Here is a 15,516-nt window from a genome sequence, read left to right on the forward strand (position 1 = left end):
GCCCGCTCCCCCGCCTTCCGCCCGGATCCTCCCCGGACATGATCCGGTCGGACGAGCGGGGGAGCGGGCTGGAGCCGCTCGGCTGTCAGTCGAGGCCGTAGGGGGCCCACTTCTTCACCGTCTTGGTGTCCGCTTCGGACAGGACGGTGGTGCCGCGGTTCTGGCGGATGTATTTGGCATTGTGGCTGATCAGGCGGTGGCGCTTGCCGGCGACCCCGTGCTTGACCTTGCCGGTGGCGGTGAGCTTGAAACGCTTCTTGACGCCGCTCTTGGTCTTCAGTTTGGGCATTTTCGTCTCCTGTTTCAGAAACACGTCCAGCCAGCCCTGGCAGCCCTTTCGGCCAGACCGGCAGATATCTGCGTGTCGGTGAAGCGCGCGCCACTAGTGCCGATTTCGGCAAAAGGCAAGCGATTCGGCTTTGCCGTGGCGCGCGCGGTCAGTCGGCCGCGGCGCGCCGATGCGCGCGCCAGCGTTCGGAGCCCCAGCGGGCGATCAACGCTTCGACCCGCTCCCTTCCGGCACCTTCGAGCGCACTGTAGAGTGCGCATTCGCCGCGCTCGACAACGCACGCCTCCCCGGTATCGAGCCGCAGGCTGGTAAGCGCCCCGTCGGGCCCTGCAAGCCCGATCGCGGTCGGGGCCGCGAGCGGCCCGATATGCAGGAACGGCGGCACGGCCGGCGCGGACGGCGCCTCGCCCCGGATCGCCGCCGACAGGATCGCGCGATAGTCGGCCAGCCCCACCGGGCCCGGCGGGAGCATGTCCGGCCGATTGGCGACCAGAACCGTGCCGAACTGGCGGCCGTTGATCACATGCCCGTGGCCGAGGAAACCGTCTTCGAACAAGTCCTCCCCATGATCGCCGGAAACGATCAGAACGGTATCGTCCCATACCCCCTTGGCCTTCAGCCGCGCCACGACTTCGCCCAGCCAGGCATCGGCGTGGGCCACCGCGTTCCAGTACGTCGCCTGGACGTCCTCCGCCCGGTCCGCTCCGATCGCCCCGCGCGCAATCGGTTCGTCGACCAGGCGCCCGGGCACGTCGCGATGGTGGTAGGGGAAGTGAGGGGTCTGAAAATTGAAATAGACGAAATGCGGCGCCGCCTGCCAATCGTCCGCGCCCAGCGTGCGATCGAAGGCCGCGAGGAGGTGGCTTTCGTCGACCAGCAGGCTGCCCTTGGCCGCGAAGTCGAACGCGCGCTTTTCGCGCAGCAGCTCGGCATCCACATAGGTATCGGCGCTTGGACGCATTCCCACCGTCTGCGAAATGCCGCCGAAATCTTCCGGCTGGCCGGAGAAGACGCCGATGCGATAGCCGCTGGCCTTCAGGTCGCGGAACAGCGAGGGGTCGCCCGCTTGCGGTGCCAGCTGGCCGGAAAACAGCGATTTCAGGCTTTCGGTGGTGAAGCCGACGTGGCTGTAGGCCGGGCCGGCCACGCTGCCCGCTGCGGCCAGCGCCTCCAGATTGGGCGCGACCGGTTTGCCGTTCACCCGTTTGCCGAGAACATCTCCGCGCATCGATTCCATGACCACGACGACGACGTGCGGACGGCGCCCGGCGAAGACCTGCGGCCCGAGCGGCGTTGCCAGCGGAACGAGCGCAAGATCGCCGCCGTAGCCATCCTCGTCGATCCCGTTGCCCGGGATGTCGAGCGCGAGCGGATGGCGCGCGGCGTCGAACGGCGCGCTGTCGCGCTGGACGGCGAACAGGCCGTAGCCGTCGCGGTCGAAATCGGTCGCGCGGTCGAGCATCGCGGTCAGCGCCGACCAGGCGAGCGTGCGATCGAGCCCGAACGCCGCGTCGGAACGGATCGCGAAGAGGCCCTGGGCGGCGACCAGGAAGGCGCCGGCCAGGGCCAGCTGCGTGACCGTGCGGGGCCGGCGGGGCCGGCGGGGCCGCGGCATGTCGACCGGGAGGATGCGCAGGGCAAACCGCCAGACCGCCCAGGCCCCCAGCAGGAGCGCGCCCAGCCCGGCAAGCGCGATCCCGATCTCGCTCGCGGCAAACAGCAGCGCATCGGCCAGGCTGCCCCCGCCCAGCTTGCCGAGCAGCGCGAAATTCACCGTGTCGCTGAAATAGGAATGGAGCTGATACTGCGCCGCGAGCAGGAGGCAGAAACCAACGCCGTTGACGAGAGCGAAGACATAGGCGGCGGTCCAGCTCGGCCGACCGCGCGCCAGCCGCACCGCCAGCAGCCAGCCGGCCACTGCAACGACTGCCTGGGCGAGTGCATAGCCGATCGCAAACTGTGCCAGCTCGCTCGCCGTATCCACCGCACGCGATTGTCCGAACCCGCCGGTGAACAGCCCGTATTTGCGGTCGGCCAGCGCCAGCTCGATGGCAGAAGCGGCCAGCACCACCGCAATCGGCACGAGCGCAAGCAGACGTGCCGACAGGCGGCGGCCCGCATCGCCGGAAAGGGATTCGTCGATCCCGACCTGTGCCGCGGCAGTTGCCATCGCCGTCCCCGTTCTTTCGCAGCGAGCGGCGTTAGCGCGGCAGGGTTATCATCCTGCTAACCGTGATCGTGCCCGGCCATCGCCTCGAGCACGTCCTCCAGGCGGGCGGGATCGCCCAGGGCGATGACTTCGCCGGTGGAATTCGCGTTCAGCGGCTCCCCCTGCCAGTCGCACATCGTGCCGCCTGCGCCTTCCACGATCGGGATGAGCGCGGCGAAATCGTGCAGCTTGAGCCCCGCCTCGCACACGATATCCATATGGCCCGACGCGACCAGACCGTAGCTGTAACAATCCCCGCCATAGACGATCTTGCGTTCGGCGACTTTGCCGGCCAGTCCCATGAAACCGTCGACCTGCTCGCCGGAAAAGCAGTGGGGGCTCGTCGTTCCGAGCACGGCCCCGGCAAGGTCGGGACACGGCGCAGTGCGGGCGGGCCTGCCGTTGAAAGTCGTCCCTTCGCCGACCCGCGCGGCCCAGCGTTCGCGCAGCACCGGCTGATCGATCACGCCGATGACCGGCCAGCCGTCTTCCATCAGCGCGATCAGCGTGCCGAAAATCGGCCGCCCCGCGATGAAGCTGATCGTCCCGTCGATCGGATCGAGCACCCATTGCCGCGCCGCGCCGGGATTGCGATTGCCGTACTCCTCCCCGATGATCCCGTCGTCGGGCAGCTCGCTTTCGATAATCGCGCGCATTGCCGCTTCGGCCGCGCGGTCGGCCTCGGTCACGAAAGTCGAATCGGCCTTGCGCTCCTCCGCCCATTCGCCGCGGAACAGCGGGCGGATCGCTTCGCCGGCGGCGTCCGCCAACCGGTTGGCGAGGGCAAGATCGGCAGGGCTTGGCATTGCCGCCAGCTCAGTCGAACAGGCTCGATACCGAGCTTTCGTCGGCGATGCGGCGAACCGCCTCGCCGATCAGCGGGGCGATGGTGAGGATGCGAATCTTGTCGCTGTCCTGCGCCGCGTCGGTCGGGCGGATGCTGTCGGTAATGACCAGCTCGGTCAGCATCGACCCGTCGACCCGCGCCACCGCGCCGCCCGACAGGACGCCGTGGGTGATATAGGCCGCAACCGAACTCGCGCCCTGGTCGAGCAGCGCCTGCGCGGCGTTGCACAGCGTGCCGCCCGAATCGACGATGTCGTCGATCATGATGCAGTGGCGCCCCTTGACCTCGCCGATAATGTTCATGACCTCGCTCTCGCCCGGCCGGTCGCGGCGCTTGTCGACGATGGCGAGCGGCGCGTTGTCGAGCCGTTTGGCCAGCGCGCGCGCGCGCACGACGCCCCCGACGTCGGGCGAGACGACCATCAGGTCCCGCTCCCCGTAACGCGCCTGGATATCGGCGGCCATCACCGGCGCGGCGTAGAGGTTGTCGGTCGGGATATCGAAGAAGCCCTGGATCTGCCCGGCATGGAGATCGACCGCGAGGACGCGGTCGGCCCCCGCCTGGGTGACCAGGTTGGCCACCAGCTTGGCCGAAATCGGCGTGCGCGGGCCGGGTTTGCGGTCCTGCCGGGCATAGCCGAAATAGGGCACGACCGCGGTGATCCGCTTGGCCGAGGCGCGCTTCAGCGCGTCGATGCAGATCAGCAGTTCCATCAGGTTGTCGTTGGCCGGGAAGCTGGTCGGCTGGATCAAGAAGACGTCCTCGCCGCGCACGTTCTCGTGAATCTCGACGAAGACCTCCTCGTCGGCGAAGCGGCGGACGCTGGCGTCGGTCAGCGGCAGCTCGAGATAGGCCGCAATCGCGCGGGCGAGCGGCAGGTTCGAATTGCCGGACATGATCTTCATGACGAGGGGTGCCCTTCGGTTGCTGCGGCGGGAATCGGCTTCGCCCCGCTTAGCCGGGAGTCACGCGATTGCAACAGGGGGTGGGGCTCAAATCCTCCCCATTTTTGCAAAGCACAAATGGGGAGGTGGCGCCCGCCGCAGGCGGGTGACGGAGGGGAACCGGAGCGCAGGCCCCTCCACCACGAGCCGCTTGCGCGGCTCGCGGTCCCCCTCCCCGTTTGCGCCTTCGGCGAAAACAGGGAGGATCTAGGAAAGCCGGTGCTCGCCCTTGATCCAGCGCACGGTGCCGCTGCTGGCGCGCATGACGACGCTTTCGGTCGTCATGCGTCCGCCGCGCAGGCGCTTGACCCCGTCGAGCAGCGAACCCGGAGTGACGCCGGTCGCCGCGAAGATGCAATCGCCTTTCGCGAGGTCCTCCAGCTTGTAGATCCGGTCGAGATCCTCGATCCCCCACTTGCGCGCGCGCGCTTTCTCGTCCTCGTTGCGGAAAACGAGACGACCGTTGAACTGCCCGCCGACACAGCGCAGCGCCGCCGCGGCGAGCACGCCTTCGGGTGCGCCGCCCTGGCCCATGTACATGTCGATCGTGGTATCGGGATCGGTCGTCGCGATCACGCCCGCGACGTCGCCGTCGCCGATCAGCACGACCCCGCAGCCGAGCGAGCGCAGCTCGGCAATCAGTTCCGCATGGCGCGGCCGGTCGAGCACGCAGACGATGATCTCGCCCGGCTCGACCCCCTTGGCCTCCGCCACTGCGCGCACGTTGTCGCTCGGGCTCCTGGCGAGATCGATGATCCCCTCGGGATAGCCGGGACCCACAGCCAGCTTGTCCATATAGGTGTCGGGCGCGTTGAGCAGGCAGCCTTCTTCCGCAGCCGCCAGAACGGCCAGCGCGTTGGGACCGGCCTTGGCGGTGATCGTGGTGCCTTCCAGCGGATCGAGCGCGATGTCGATTCGCGGCCCCCGGCCCGGCGCACCGCCGACTTTCTCGCCGATATAGAGCATCGGCGCCTCGTCGCGCTCGCCCTCGCCGATCACAACGGTGCCGTCGATTTCGAGCTGGTCGAAAGCCTTGCGCATCGCTTCCACCGCGGCGGCGTCGGCGGCCTTTTCATCGCCCCGTCCGATCAGCTCGCTCGCCGCGATGGCGGCGGCTTCGGTGACCCGGACGAGTTCGAGCACGAGCACCCGATCGAGCTGCGAGCCGGCGGGTGGAAGGTCGGTGTTCATACTGGATTCAGTCCCCCGGGAGTGCTTGAAGGCGGCGCTTAGCCACCGGGAGCGGGAATGTCGAGAATACACCTGACGCTGGCCCTCGCCGGGGCTGCCTGGGCGGCGCCCCTGCCTGCGCAGGATACCGGCCCCGATCCCGTGGACGAAGCCTTCGAGGCTGCGCGCGAGACTTATGGGCCGCCTCCGCCCTCGCCTCCGCAACCCGACTGCAAGCAGCCCGAAGGCAACGAGATCGTGGTCTGCGCGCGGCTGGAAGAGCAATCGCAGTTCCGCATACGGTCCGACGAAGATGCCGAGGACGAATATGCCGCGGCGACGATGAACAAGGGCAACCCGCAGGCCCCCGATGTCGCCGGGCCGGGAATTTTCCGCGGTCCGGCGAGCGTTTCCGGGCTTTGCCTGATCCCGCCCTGCCCGGCGCCGCCGGCCTATATGGTCGATTTCGAGGAATTGCCCGAAGCGCCTCCCGGTTCGGACGCGGAGCGCGCCGCGCGCGGCCTGGCGCCGCGCGGGTACGACGGCGAATTCACGCCCGAATCGACCGAACCCGAGGTGGGCGACGGGGCAACCGAAACGCCCGACTGAACCTGCCGATCAGCCTTCGAGGATCTGCATCGACAGCGGCGGCGCGGTCAGGCTGTCCGAATCGCGCAGGAGATCGAGCGCGCGGGCAACGTTGCGCTCCGGCCCCTCGTGCGCGACCATGGCCACCAGGACTTCGCCGCCCTCTTCCTGCCTGCCCTGCTGGATCAGGCTTTCGATCGAAACGCCCGCATCGCGCATCGCGGCGGTCAGCTCGGCCAGCACGCCCGGCCGGTCGGCGACGGTAAAGCGCAGATAGCTGCGGCCCGTGCGATGCCCGGCTTCGGCACGCGCCATCGGCACCATTTCGGCCGAGGGGATCGAGAACGGCGCGCCGATTTCCCCGCGCGCGATATCGATCAGGTCGGCAACCACCGCGCTGGCAGTCGGCCCGGCCCCGGCGCCTGCGCCCTGGAACAGCAGGCGGCCGGAGAAATTGCCTTCGGCAACGACTGCGTTGGTCGCGCCGGTGACATGCGCGAGCGGATGCCCTTTGGGCACCAGGCACGGCTTGACCCGCTGCAACAATGCGCATGAGCCGTCGTCGCCCCGCTCCAGGTCGGCCATGCCGATCAGCCGGACGACATAGCCCAGGGTGTCGGCGCGGGCGATGTCCTCGGCCCGGATGCACGCGATCCCCTCGCACTCGACTCCGGCGAAATCGACGCGCGCGCCGAAGCCGATCGCAGCGAGGATGGCCAGCTTGTGCGCGGCGTCGGTGCCCTCGATATCGAACGCAGGATCGGCTTCGGCGAAGCCCTGCCGCTGCGCCTCCGCCAGCGTCTCGCCGAAGTCCGCGCCGCTCGTCTCCATTGTCGAGAGGATGTAGTTCGAAGTGCCGTTGAGAATCCCGTAAATGCGCTCGATCGCGTTGGCCGCAGTGCCTTCGCGCAGCGCCTTGACCACGGGGATGCCGCCGGCGACCGCCGCTTCGAACTTGAGGGCAATGCCGCCCTTCTCGGCCATTTCGGACAGCGCCTGGCCATGATGGGCGATCATGGCCTTGTTCGCCGTGACCAGCGCCTTGCCCGCGCCGAGCGCGCCGCGGGCGAGCGTCAGCGCCGGGCCGTCCGCACCGCCGACGAGTTCGACCACGACATCGACATCGTCGCGCGCGGCCATTTCGGCCATGTCGTCGTGCCAGTCGAAGCGCGCCAGTTCGACGCCCCGGTCCTTGTCGCGATCGCGTGCGCTGACCGCCACGATCTGCAACTCGCGTCCGGCGCGGGCACGCAGCAGTGCGGCATTGGTATCGAGCAGGCGGATGACGCCTGCCCCGACGGTGCCGAGCCCGGCAAGGGCGATTCGCAGCGGCTCAGCCATCGGAGCGGTCGGTTCGTTTGGCGGGTTTCATGCCCGCGCCCCTAACGCGCCCGTGCGCGGCATGGGAGCCAGATTCGCTTGGGACGGCGCTAGCTGCGGTTGCGGCGGCAGGGGCCGAGGCTCTGCCGCACGAAAGCGAAATCCTCTTCCGCCTGGCTTCGGGATGCGGGATCCCGCGCGATATTGGCTTCGCTCGGCAATTCGCGCGGCAGGAAGCAGGCTATCCGATACCAGGCGAGCGTGTTGCGGGCGGGCGGGCGGGCGGCCTGGTCGACGATCTCGGTCCAGGAAACGCCCCATACGGGGGCCATGTTGGGCCGTCGAACCACGGTGACGGAGACAGGCCCCTCGCCCTCCGTCTCGAGGAACATCTGCGTCTCCGATTCACCTGCGAGATTGCCTCGCATCGACAGGATTTCACGCACCCCGGTGACCGAAGGCGGCGCATCGGGCGCGGCAAGCTCCGCCAGAATCGGACGCAGCCGGGCTTCGAGCGGTTCGCTCCAGCGCAGTTGCGCGGTTGGCGCGATCAGCTGGATTTCCCCCGGGCGCCCGCGCGCGCGGGCGAAAAGGACGACCTGCTGCTTTTTCAGCTTGGGCGGATCGCCGTCCGCATCGAGCGGCACGTCGACCAGATAGCGAATCGATTCCCCGATCGGGGCGCTCCCGGCGATCAGCGAAACGGTCCGCGCCTCGATATAGAGGCGCCCGTATCCCGGCCGGACGTTGGGCGCGCGCTCCGGCTTGAGCCGCGCCTGCCGGCGAACCTCGGCGCGGATCACCAGTTCGGCCGGATCGGCGAGATCGGCAAGATCGGCGTATGTCGGGCCGACGCCGATCGGCGCAGCCGGCTGGGCGAGGGCCGGGGAGGAGCAGGCAAGTGCGAAGCCCCCGGCGATCGCGACGCAGAACGTATTGAGAGATCGGGTATGGGTCATGAGTAATCCATTCTGATGCCGGATCGCCATTTCGTGAACCGTTTGCCATCTCGGGCGTTCCAAGGCTTGCCGCCTGAATCGGCGGTTAACCGATAAAGCGTTTGCGCACCCCGGGTATCGAAGCTAATGAACGCGCCAGTCCGAGGCAACGATACGATAAGTGTCACGGACGGGCCCATGCTGGCCGAAGCGGCGCCTGGGTCCGATTGGCCTACGCGTCGCCGTAGCGCCGGCAGGGTGGACAATTGGGATTGCCCTCTGGCAAGGGTTTGGCTTGTCGTGAGGAGAGTCGCCGGGTCTACGCCGGCGAGAGACGATGGAGTGACGCGACTGAATGGCTTACGCTGACCAACAGATGAGCGGAAACCGGGTTGTCGCCCTGATCATAGTGGCGATCATCCATGTTCTGGTCGGGTATGCGCTGATCACCGGGCTTGCCTACGAGGCGGTGTCCCAGGTGGTGGAGCGTGTGACGACGGTCGATATCGAGGAACCGCCGCCCCCCGAACCGGAAGACGAACCGCCACCGCCGCCCGAGCCCGACACGGCCCCGCCGCCGCCGGTTGCTCCGCCCCCGCCGATCAACATCGCGCCGGCTCCGCCGCCGATCCGGACGCAGCCGACGATTCCGCCGCCGGCTCCGCCCGTTCTGCGCGTGCCGCCGCCGGCTCCGCCGGCTCCGCCGCCACCCCCGCCGCCGCCGCGCGTCCAGCCCAAGTCGCCGGAACCGCGGAACAACCCTGGCAGATGGCTGACCGATTCGGATTACCGCAGCAGCTGGATCAACCGCGAGTACAGCGGCACGGCCTCGTTCACCTTGCGCGTCGGGACCAACGGGCGGGTCGAATCCTGCTCGATCACCGGCGGTTCCGCGCCGCAGGAGCTCAAGGATGCGACGTGCGACCTGGTTCAGCGCCGCGCGCGGTTCCGTCCGGCAACCGACGGCAACGGCAACGAAGTTGTCGGCTCGTACTCGAGCACCGTCCGCTGGCAGATCCCGAACTAGCAATTCCCATGGGGCGCGCCCCGCGCGCCCCATGGTAACTCCTTCCCAATTCGCTTCTTTCTGAGAGGACTTTCGCAATGCTTATCGAACTTCTTGCCGCGGCGGGTGAAGCTGCTCCGCAGAACTCCTTCGGCTTCATGGAAGCCATGAACCAGGGCGGCGTGATCGCCTGGTCGATCTTCGGCGTGCTGGTGATCATGTCGGTCGGATCGTTCTACATCCTCATTACCAAGCTGCTCGAGCAGCAGAAGATTTTCAGCCAGTACAAGGACGTGCGGACGCACTTCTGGAAGGCGGGAACGCTGCGCGAAGGCGCGACCAAGCTCGAAAAGAACAGTGCGTGGCGCCAGCTCGTCGACGACGGTCTCGCCGCCGAAGAAGCGCACACCAAGATGACCGACAGCCTCGAGGCGCACGACTGGCTGCACGGTTCGCTCGCCCGCTCGGAAGCGACCATCAATTCCAAGCTGGCCGGCGGCCTGCCGTTCCTCGCGACGGTCGGGGCGACCGCACCGTTCGTCGGTCTTCTCGGTACCGTCATCGGCATCTATCGCGCGCTGATCAACATCGGCATCGCCGGTTCGGCCTCGATCGACAAGGTCGCCGGCCCGGTCGGCGAGGCTCTGATCATGACCGCCATCGGCCTTCTCGTCGCCGTTCCGGCTGTGCTCGCCTACAACTGGCTGCAGAGCCGCAACAAGCGCATCGCCGAGCTGCTCTCGGGCTTCTCGACCGATCTGCTGGCCAATATCAACTCGAAGGGCGCGGTGAAGCCGACCGTGCTGACCAAGCCTTCGACGCAGCAGGCCGGCAAGGCCGCAGCCACCGCGCCGGCGGCAAAGCCGGCCGGAACGACCACAACCACCGCGCCGAAGCGCTGATTGCGCCGTGACGCCGGGCCGGACATTTCGGCCCGGCGACGCAGGCAAATGGAATAGTTGGATAGGATATAGCCATGGCGATTTCGATGGGAGGCGGCGGTCAGGAAACGCCGATGTCGGACATCAACACCACGCCGCTGGTGGACGTGATGCTGGTGCTCCTGATCATCTTCCTGATCGCGGTTCCGGTCGCGATCCAGACGATCGAGAAGCTGCGCATCCCGGTGTTCGAATCGACCGAATCGAAGGACAAGGTCGAGAACCTGCAGCTCACGGTCAGCACGACCGACGCCGCCGGGCGCAGCGCTGGCGAACCCGGGTTCGAAGGGGCCTCGCGCGAAGGCGAATGCCGCGTGTACTTCGGCAACACGACTCCGGTGGATTCGCAGGAACTTTACGACCGGGCGTTCGAGCGGCTCGATGCGATCGTCCAGCGCGCCGGCGGTGCCGAAGCGATCATGGACGACCCCGACAAGATTCCGCAAGTGCACATCCGGGGCGACGTGAACGCCCCCTGGCAGTGCATAGCCGGCACGATCTATAACGTGCAGGCGGCCGGCTATCCGACCGTCGGTTTCATCTCCAACCCGGTCGATCCGAACGGTTGATCGGCAAGGACAGGATTCAGGAGTAGCCCACCATGGCAATGTCAGGCGGCCGCGACGACGGCTCACCGATGATGGAAATGAACACGACGCCGCTGATCGACGTCATGCTCGTGCTCCTCATCATGTTCATCATCACGATTCCGGTGGCGACCCACTCGGTCGACATCGACCTTCCGGCACCCAACCCCAATCCGCCGCCAGAAGACCAGATCGATCCGATCAAGAACAAGATCGTCATCACTCAGGCCGGCGAAATCCTGTGGAACGGCGATTCGATCGATCAGAGCGAGCTGGTCCGCAATCTGGAGATCAGCAAGACGATCGACCCCGAACCCGAACTGCAGTTCGAGCCCGAGCAGTACGCCAGCTACGACCTGTCGGTGAAAGTGCTCAACATCATCAAGGGGTCGGGCGTCAGCAAGTTCGGCTTCGTCGGCAACGAGAAGTACCGGACTTTCGGCAAGCCCGCCGGCGCCTGACGCGCCAGCATCGCACGAAATCGGGAAAGGGGGCGGAGCGATCCGCCCCCTTTTTCGTGCCCCCATTTTTTCGCGTCCACGGGCCTTCGGCTCGCCTGGCTGCGCCCCGCCGGTTTGGCGTTCCGGCGATGTGATGATATCCTGTCGTAAAGATCGCAGAGGGTAGAGCCGCAACGCCGGTCGACAGTGCCCCGATAGGAGAGATCAACACGACACCGCTCATCGATGTCATGCTGGTCCTCCTGATCATGTTCGTGATCACGATCCCGGTCGCCACGCATTCGGTGGAGATCGACCTGCCGCGCGAATGCAGCGACTGCCCACCCACCGATCCGATCAGGAACAAGCTTTCGATCGATGCGAGCGATCGCCTGTCCTGGAACGGAACCGGGGTGGACGAGCGACAACTGGCCGCGACGCGCGCGATGGCGGTGGAGCCGGAACTCCAGTTCGAGCCCGCGGCACGTGCCAGCTATCGGGTTTCGGCACGCACCTTGCGCTTGATCCAGATGTCGGGGGTTTCGCGCTTCGGCTTCGTCGGCAACGAGAAATACCGCACCCTCGCTCAGCGCTGAAGCTGGAGCCGTTTCCATTGTGACGCGCCGTCCCGCTGCAGCCATGCTGAAACGACGTTAGGCTCCGCGTTCTTCGGCGACCGGATCGACGCGCATGGCCTCGGCGGCGAGGGTTTCGGCCTCGATCAGCAGTTCTTCGTCCACCGCACCCTGCGGCATCGCCTCGCGGCCGATCATGGTCATCACCGGCACGGCGAGCGGGCTGACACGATCCAGTTCGACGTGGACCAGTTGCTCGGCCGACCGTTCGAGCAGGTCGGCCAGCCTGCCGACATCGGTCAGGCGGGCGCGCGCATCGGCCCAGGCCGCTTCGAGCAGGACATGGCCCGGCTCGTACTTGCGCAGGACATCGTAGATGAGATCGGTCGAAAACGTCACTTGCTTGCCCGTCTTGCGCTTGCCGGGATGCTGCCGCTCGACCAGTCCGGCAATCACCGCCACCTCGCGGAAGGCCCGCCGTAGCAGGTGCGATTCGGTCACCCAGTCGACGAACTCGTGCGCCAGGATATCGGGCGAGAGCAGCGGGGCCGGATCGCCCACCGGCTTCAGGCCCCAGACCGCCAGCGAATAGTCGTTGGCGACGAAGCCGCCGGGCGCGAGGCCGCGATCCTCCATCCGCCGGGTGATGAGCATGCCCAGGCTCTGGTTCGCGTTCCACCCTTCGAACGTGTAATAGACGCTGTAGTGCTTGCGCGCGTGGGGGAAACTTTCGACCAGCAGCTGCCCCGGCCCCGGCAGGCGGCTGCGCCAGTCCTGCACCTCCAGCCACTCGCGCACATCGTCGGGAAAGCGCGCCCAGCCGGCGCGATCGACCAGCATTGCCCGGACACGGTCGGCCAGGTGCGTGGTCAGGGGCAGGCGCTGTCCGCCGTAGGACGGGATCGCGGCCGAGGCTTTTGCCGCCCTTACGATAACATCCATGTCCTTGAGCTGATCGACTTCCAGGCTCATGCCCGCGAAGAAGAACGTGTCGCCGGGCGAAAGCGTGGCGGCAAACCGCTCCTCCACTTTCCCGAGTTGGCGGCCATTGCGGAAACGCACGGTGAGCATTTCGGAATCGACGATGATCCCCGCGTTCATCCGGTGGCGCTGCGCCTGCTCGGGATGGGCCAGGCGCCAGGTCCCCTGCCGGTCGCGGACGATCCGCCGGAAGCGGTCGTAGGCCCGCAGGGCATAGCCGCCGTTCTCGACGAAACCGAGCACCCTGCGCCAAATCTCCTCGTCGAGCCAGGCATAGGCAAGGCTGGACCGGATCTCGGCCAGCAAGGCCGCCTCGTCGAACGGGGCGGCACAGGCGCAAGCCATTACGTGCTGCGCCAGCACGTCCAGCCCGCCGGGGCGAAAATCCTCGCCGTCGCGCTGCCCCTCGTCCACCGCCTCCTTGGCCGCGGTCGCCTCGAGAAATTCGAACCGGTTGCCCGGCACCAGGATCGCCCGGCTCGGCAGGTCGAGGCGATGGTTCGCGCGGCCGATGCGCTGGAGCAGCCGGCTCGATCCCTTGGGGGCGCCCATCTGCACCACACAGTCGATATCGCCCCAGTCGACCCCGAGATCGAGGCTGGCGGTCGCGACCAGCGCGCGCAGCTCGCCCCGCGCCATCGCCCCTTCGACCTTGCGCCGCGCCTCTTTCGCGAGCGAGCCGTGATGGATCCCGATCGGCAGGTTGTCCTCGTTCACGTCCCACAGGAGCTGGAAGACGAATTCCGCCAGAAAGCGGGTATTGGTGAAGATCAGCGTGGTCCGGTTGCGGCGGATCCGCTCGTAGAGTTGCGGGATGGCCCAGCGCCCGGCGTGCCCGCCCCAGGGAACGCGCTCCTCGTCGGGCAGCAGGATCTCGACGTCCGCCGGTGCGCCCGGTTCGCCCTCGACCAGGGCGACCGTCTCGACTTCCCCCCAAGGTGCCAGCCATTCGCGATAGGCTTCGGGCCGGGCAACGGTGGCCGACAGCGCCGCCCGCTGCATCTGCGGGGCCAGGGCCTGCAACCGGGTCAGCGCCAGCGCCAGCAGGTCTCCCCTTTTGCCGGTGGCGAAGGCATGGACCTCGTCGATGACCACGCGCCGCAGGCCCGCGAACATCTCCATGCTTTCGGGATAGCTGAGCAGCAGCGACAGCGATTCGGGCGTCGTCAACAGAACGTGCGGCGGGCGGCCCCGCTGGCGTCGCTTGCGATCCGCCGGAGTATCGCCGCTGCGCGTTTCGACCCGGATCGGCAGGCCGATCTCCTCGATCGGCGCCATCAGGTTGCGCTGGACATCGTGCGCCAGCGCCTTGAGCGGCGAGACGTAGAGCGTGTGGAGCCCTGCAGCCGGAACGCCCTGCCCGGCCCGGGAGGGGCAGAAATCCGCCAGTGTCGGAAGGAAACCGGCAAGCGTCTTGCCCGCTCCCGTATCGGCGACCAGCATGGCATGACGGCCCGCGTCGGCCGCCGCCAGCATCTCCGCCTGGTGCCGCCGCACCCGCCAGTCGCGCGCGGCGAACCAGGCCTCGATTTCGGGAGGGATCGCCGCGTCAGGCATCGCGTGGACAAGCAAGGTGCATCGCGGTCACTCCAACAGATTTCTCCGGTCGGGGAAAGGTTCCGCTCCCCCGCACCCCGTCCGACGACGCGGTTGCGCTGGAACGTCCGCCATGCACGCCGAACGACGCAACGGGGCCCGGCGCCATGCGTTGATCGAATGCAACAGGGTGGCGCGGCGGAGCCGCAGGCCTCTTCGCGCCAGGGGACCTATCGATTCAGACCAGGCAGGAGAGCTTTACCATGGCACACCGAAACGACGACCGACCGCGTTATCGCGAGGATCCCGCCTATCGGGGCGCGGATCGCTATCGCGAGCGCGACAGCTATTACCGCCAGAGCGACCAGTTCGAGGCCGACGATTACGGCCAGCACGGCTATCGCGAGGATTATTACGGCGATTCCGGCCCCGGCCAGATGGGCGAGCGGGCGGGGTATCGCCCCGGTTACGAGCGCGACCATCGACGCGATGCCGGCAACGGCGGGAACGAGCGCGGTCCCGGCCGGCCCAGCCATCCGGGGCACGAGTCCGGCTTCGGCCCGGCACGCTACGGAGCGCGCGAAGGACGCGGGTTCGCCAGCTTCACCGGCAACGACCAGGCGGGGGCGGATTTCGTCGCCGGCGCGCGCAGGCCCCAGGGCGGCTATGGCCCCGGCCTCGGCGGGTTCTCCGCGGACTATGCCTCGGGGCATTACGACGCGGCGCCGCACCGCGGCTATACCGACCGCTACGAGGATCGCGGCTTCATGGAGAAGGCCGGCGACGAAGTGGCAAGCTGGTTCGGCGACGAGGATGCCGCACGCCGCCGCCGGATGGACCATCGCGGACGCGGCCCGGCGAACTATACCCGTTCCGACGAGCGCATCCTCGAAGATGTCTGCGACGCGCTGACCGACGACCGCGACCTCGATGCGCGCAACGTTCAGGTCAGTGTGAAAGACGGCGAGGTGACGCTGGACGGCACGGTCGGCAGCCGGTTCGAGAAACGCCGGGCGGAGGATCGCGCCGACTTGATCTCCGGCGTCGGCCACGTCCAGAACAACCTGCGCGTGAACATGCGGGATTACCGGACGGACGGCGACGAAGAGGAAAGGTCCGCCTGAGCCGCTGCCGGGCGGCCTGCG

General features: G+C 67.6%; 15 protein-coding genes. 7 read left to right on the plus strand and 8 right to left on the minus strand.

The window, feature by feature from the left end:
* Positions 1-85: 85 nt before the first annotated feature.
* The 5 genes from rpmI to glpX form a co-directional block, all read right to left on the minus strand.
* Positions 86-289 (minus strand): 50S ribosomal protein L35, encoded by a 204-nt coding sequence (gene rpmI, locus V5F89_RS02455; protein WP_160733362.1) that lies wholly within the window; start codon positions 287-289, stop codon positions 86-88.
* A 148-nt stretch (positions 290-437) separates the two neighbouring features.
* A complete protein-coding gene (locus V5F89_RS02460; protein WP_338446680.1) occupies positions 438-2,459 on the minus strand; it encodes a sulfatase-like hydrolase/transferase in 2,022 nt (673 codons plus the stop codon).
* Positions 2,460-2,515: 56 nt separating this feature from the next.
* The gene (gene hisN, locus V5F89_RS02465; RefSeq protein WP_338446681.1) at positions 2,516-3,304 is read right to left on the minus strand and encodes a histidinol-phosphatase; all 789 of its coding nucleotides are present in this window, start codon (positions 3,302-3,304) and stop codon (positions 2,516-2,518) included.
* A 10-nt stretch (positions 3,305-3,314) separates the two neighbouring features.
* Complete coding sequence (locus V5F89_RS02470) at positions 3,315-4,250, minus strand: ribose-phosphate pyrophosphokinase (protein ID WP_338446682.1); 936 nt, start codon at positions 4,248-4,250, stop codon at positions 3,315-3,317.
* 246 nt (positions 4,251-4,496) lie between these two features.
* Entirely contained in the window at positions 4,497-5,480 is a 984-nt protein-coding gene (gene glpX / locus V5F89_RS02475) for a class II fructose-bisphosphatase (protein ID WP_338446683.1), read from the minus strand.
* Positions 5,481-5,537: 57 nt separating this feature from the next.
* Between glpX and V5F89_RS02480 the strand changes: the two genes are divergently transcribed.
* Positions 5,538-6,068, plus strand: coding sequence for a hypothetical protein (locus tag V5F89_RS02480; protein ID WP_338446684.1), 531 nt, complete (start codon positions 5,538-5,540; stop codon positions 6,066-6,068).
* A 9-nt stretch (positions 6,069-6,077) separates the two neighbouring features.
* On the opposite strand, the gene V5F89_RS02485 is transcribed toward V5F89_RS02480, so the two are convergent.
* Positions 6,078-7,388, minus strand: coding sequence for a homoserine dehydrogenase (locus tag V5F89_RS02485; RefSeq protein WP_338446685.1), 1,311 nt, complete (start codon positions 7,386-7,388; stop codon positions 6,078-6,080).
* An 89-nt stretch (positions 7,389-7,477) separates the two neighbouring features.
* Entirely contained in the window at positions 7,478-8,326 is an 849-nt protein-coding gene (locus V5F89_RS02490) for a hypothetical protein (RefSeq protein WP_338446686.1), read from the minus strand.
* A gap of 334 nt (positions 8,327-8,660) precedes the next feature.
* Here V5F89_RS02490 and V5F89_RS02495 point away from each other — a divergent pair, with 334 nt between their 5' ends.
* The 5 genes from V5F89_RS02495 to V5F89_RS02515 all read left to right on the plus strand — a co-directional run bounded on the left by V5F89_RS02495 (position 8,661) and on the right by V5F89_RS02515 (position 11,875).
* Complete coding sequence (locus V5F89_RS02495) at positions 8,661-9,332, plus strand: energy transducer TonB (RefSeq protein ID WP_338446687.1); 672 nt, start codon at positions 8,661-8,663, stop codon at positions 9,330-9,332.
* A gap of 77 nt (positions 9,333-9,409) precedes the next feature.
* The gene (locus tag V5F89_RS02500; RefSeq protein WP_338446688.1) at positions 9,410-10,213 is read left to right on the plus strand and encodes a MotA/TolQ/ExbB proton channel family protein; all 804 of its coding nucleotides are present in this window, start codon (positions 9,410-9,412) and stop codon (positions 10,211-10,213) included.
* Positions 10,214-10,287: 74 nt separating this feature from the next.
* The gene (locus V5F89_RS02505; RefSeq protein WP_338446689.1) at positions 10,288-10,821 is read left to right on the plus strand and encodes a biopolymer transporter ExbD; all 534 of its coding nucleotides are present in this window, start codon (positions 10,288-10,290) and stop codon (positions 10,819-10,821) included.
* A 32-nt stretch (positions 10,822-10,853) separates the two neighbouring features.
* A complete protein-coding gene (locus tag V5F89_RS02510) occupies positions 10,854-11,300 on the plus strand; it encodes a biopolymer transporter ExbD (RefSeq protein WP_338446690.1) in 447 nt (148 codons plus the stop codon).
* Positions 11,301-11,452: 152 nt separating this feature from the next.
* Complete coding sequence (locus V5F89_RS02515) at positions 11,453-11,875, plus strand: biopolymer transporter ExbD (protein WP_338447491.1); 423 nt, start codon at positions 11,453-11,455, stop codon at positions 11,873-11,875.
* Positions 11,876-11,932: 57 nt separating this feature from the next.
* Here V5F89_RS02515 and V5F89_RS02520 read toward each other — a convergent pair whose 3' ends face one another.
* Positions 11,933-14,392, minus strand: a complete 2,460-nt coding sequence (locus tag V5F89_RS02520) for a ligase-associated DNA damage response DEXH box helicase (RefSeq protein WP_338446691.1) — start codon at positions 14,390-14,392, stop codon at positions 11,933-11,935.
* Positions 14,393-14,634: 242 nt separating this feature from the next.
* On the opposite strand from V5F89_RS02520, the gene V5F89_RS02525 reads away from it, so the two are divergent.
* Complete coding sequence (locus tag V5F89_RS02525; protein WP_338446692.1) at positions 14,635-15,495, plus strand: BON domain-containing protein; 861 nt, start codon at positions 14,635-14,637, stop codon at positions 15,493-15,495.
* Positions 15,496-15,516 lie beyond the last annotated feature (21 nt).

The sequence above is a fragment of the Pelagerythrobacter marensis genome, assembly GCF_036700095.1.
Classification (GTDB): domain Bacteria; phylum Pseudomonadota; class Alphaproteobacteria; order Sphingomonadales; family Sphingomonadaceae; genus Pelagerythrobacter; species Pelagerythrobacter marensis_A.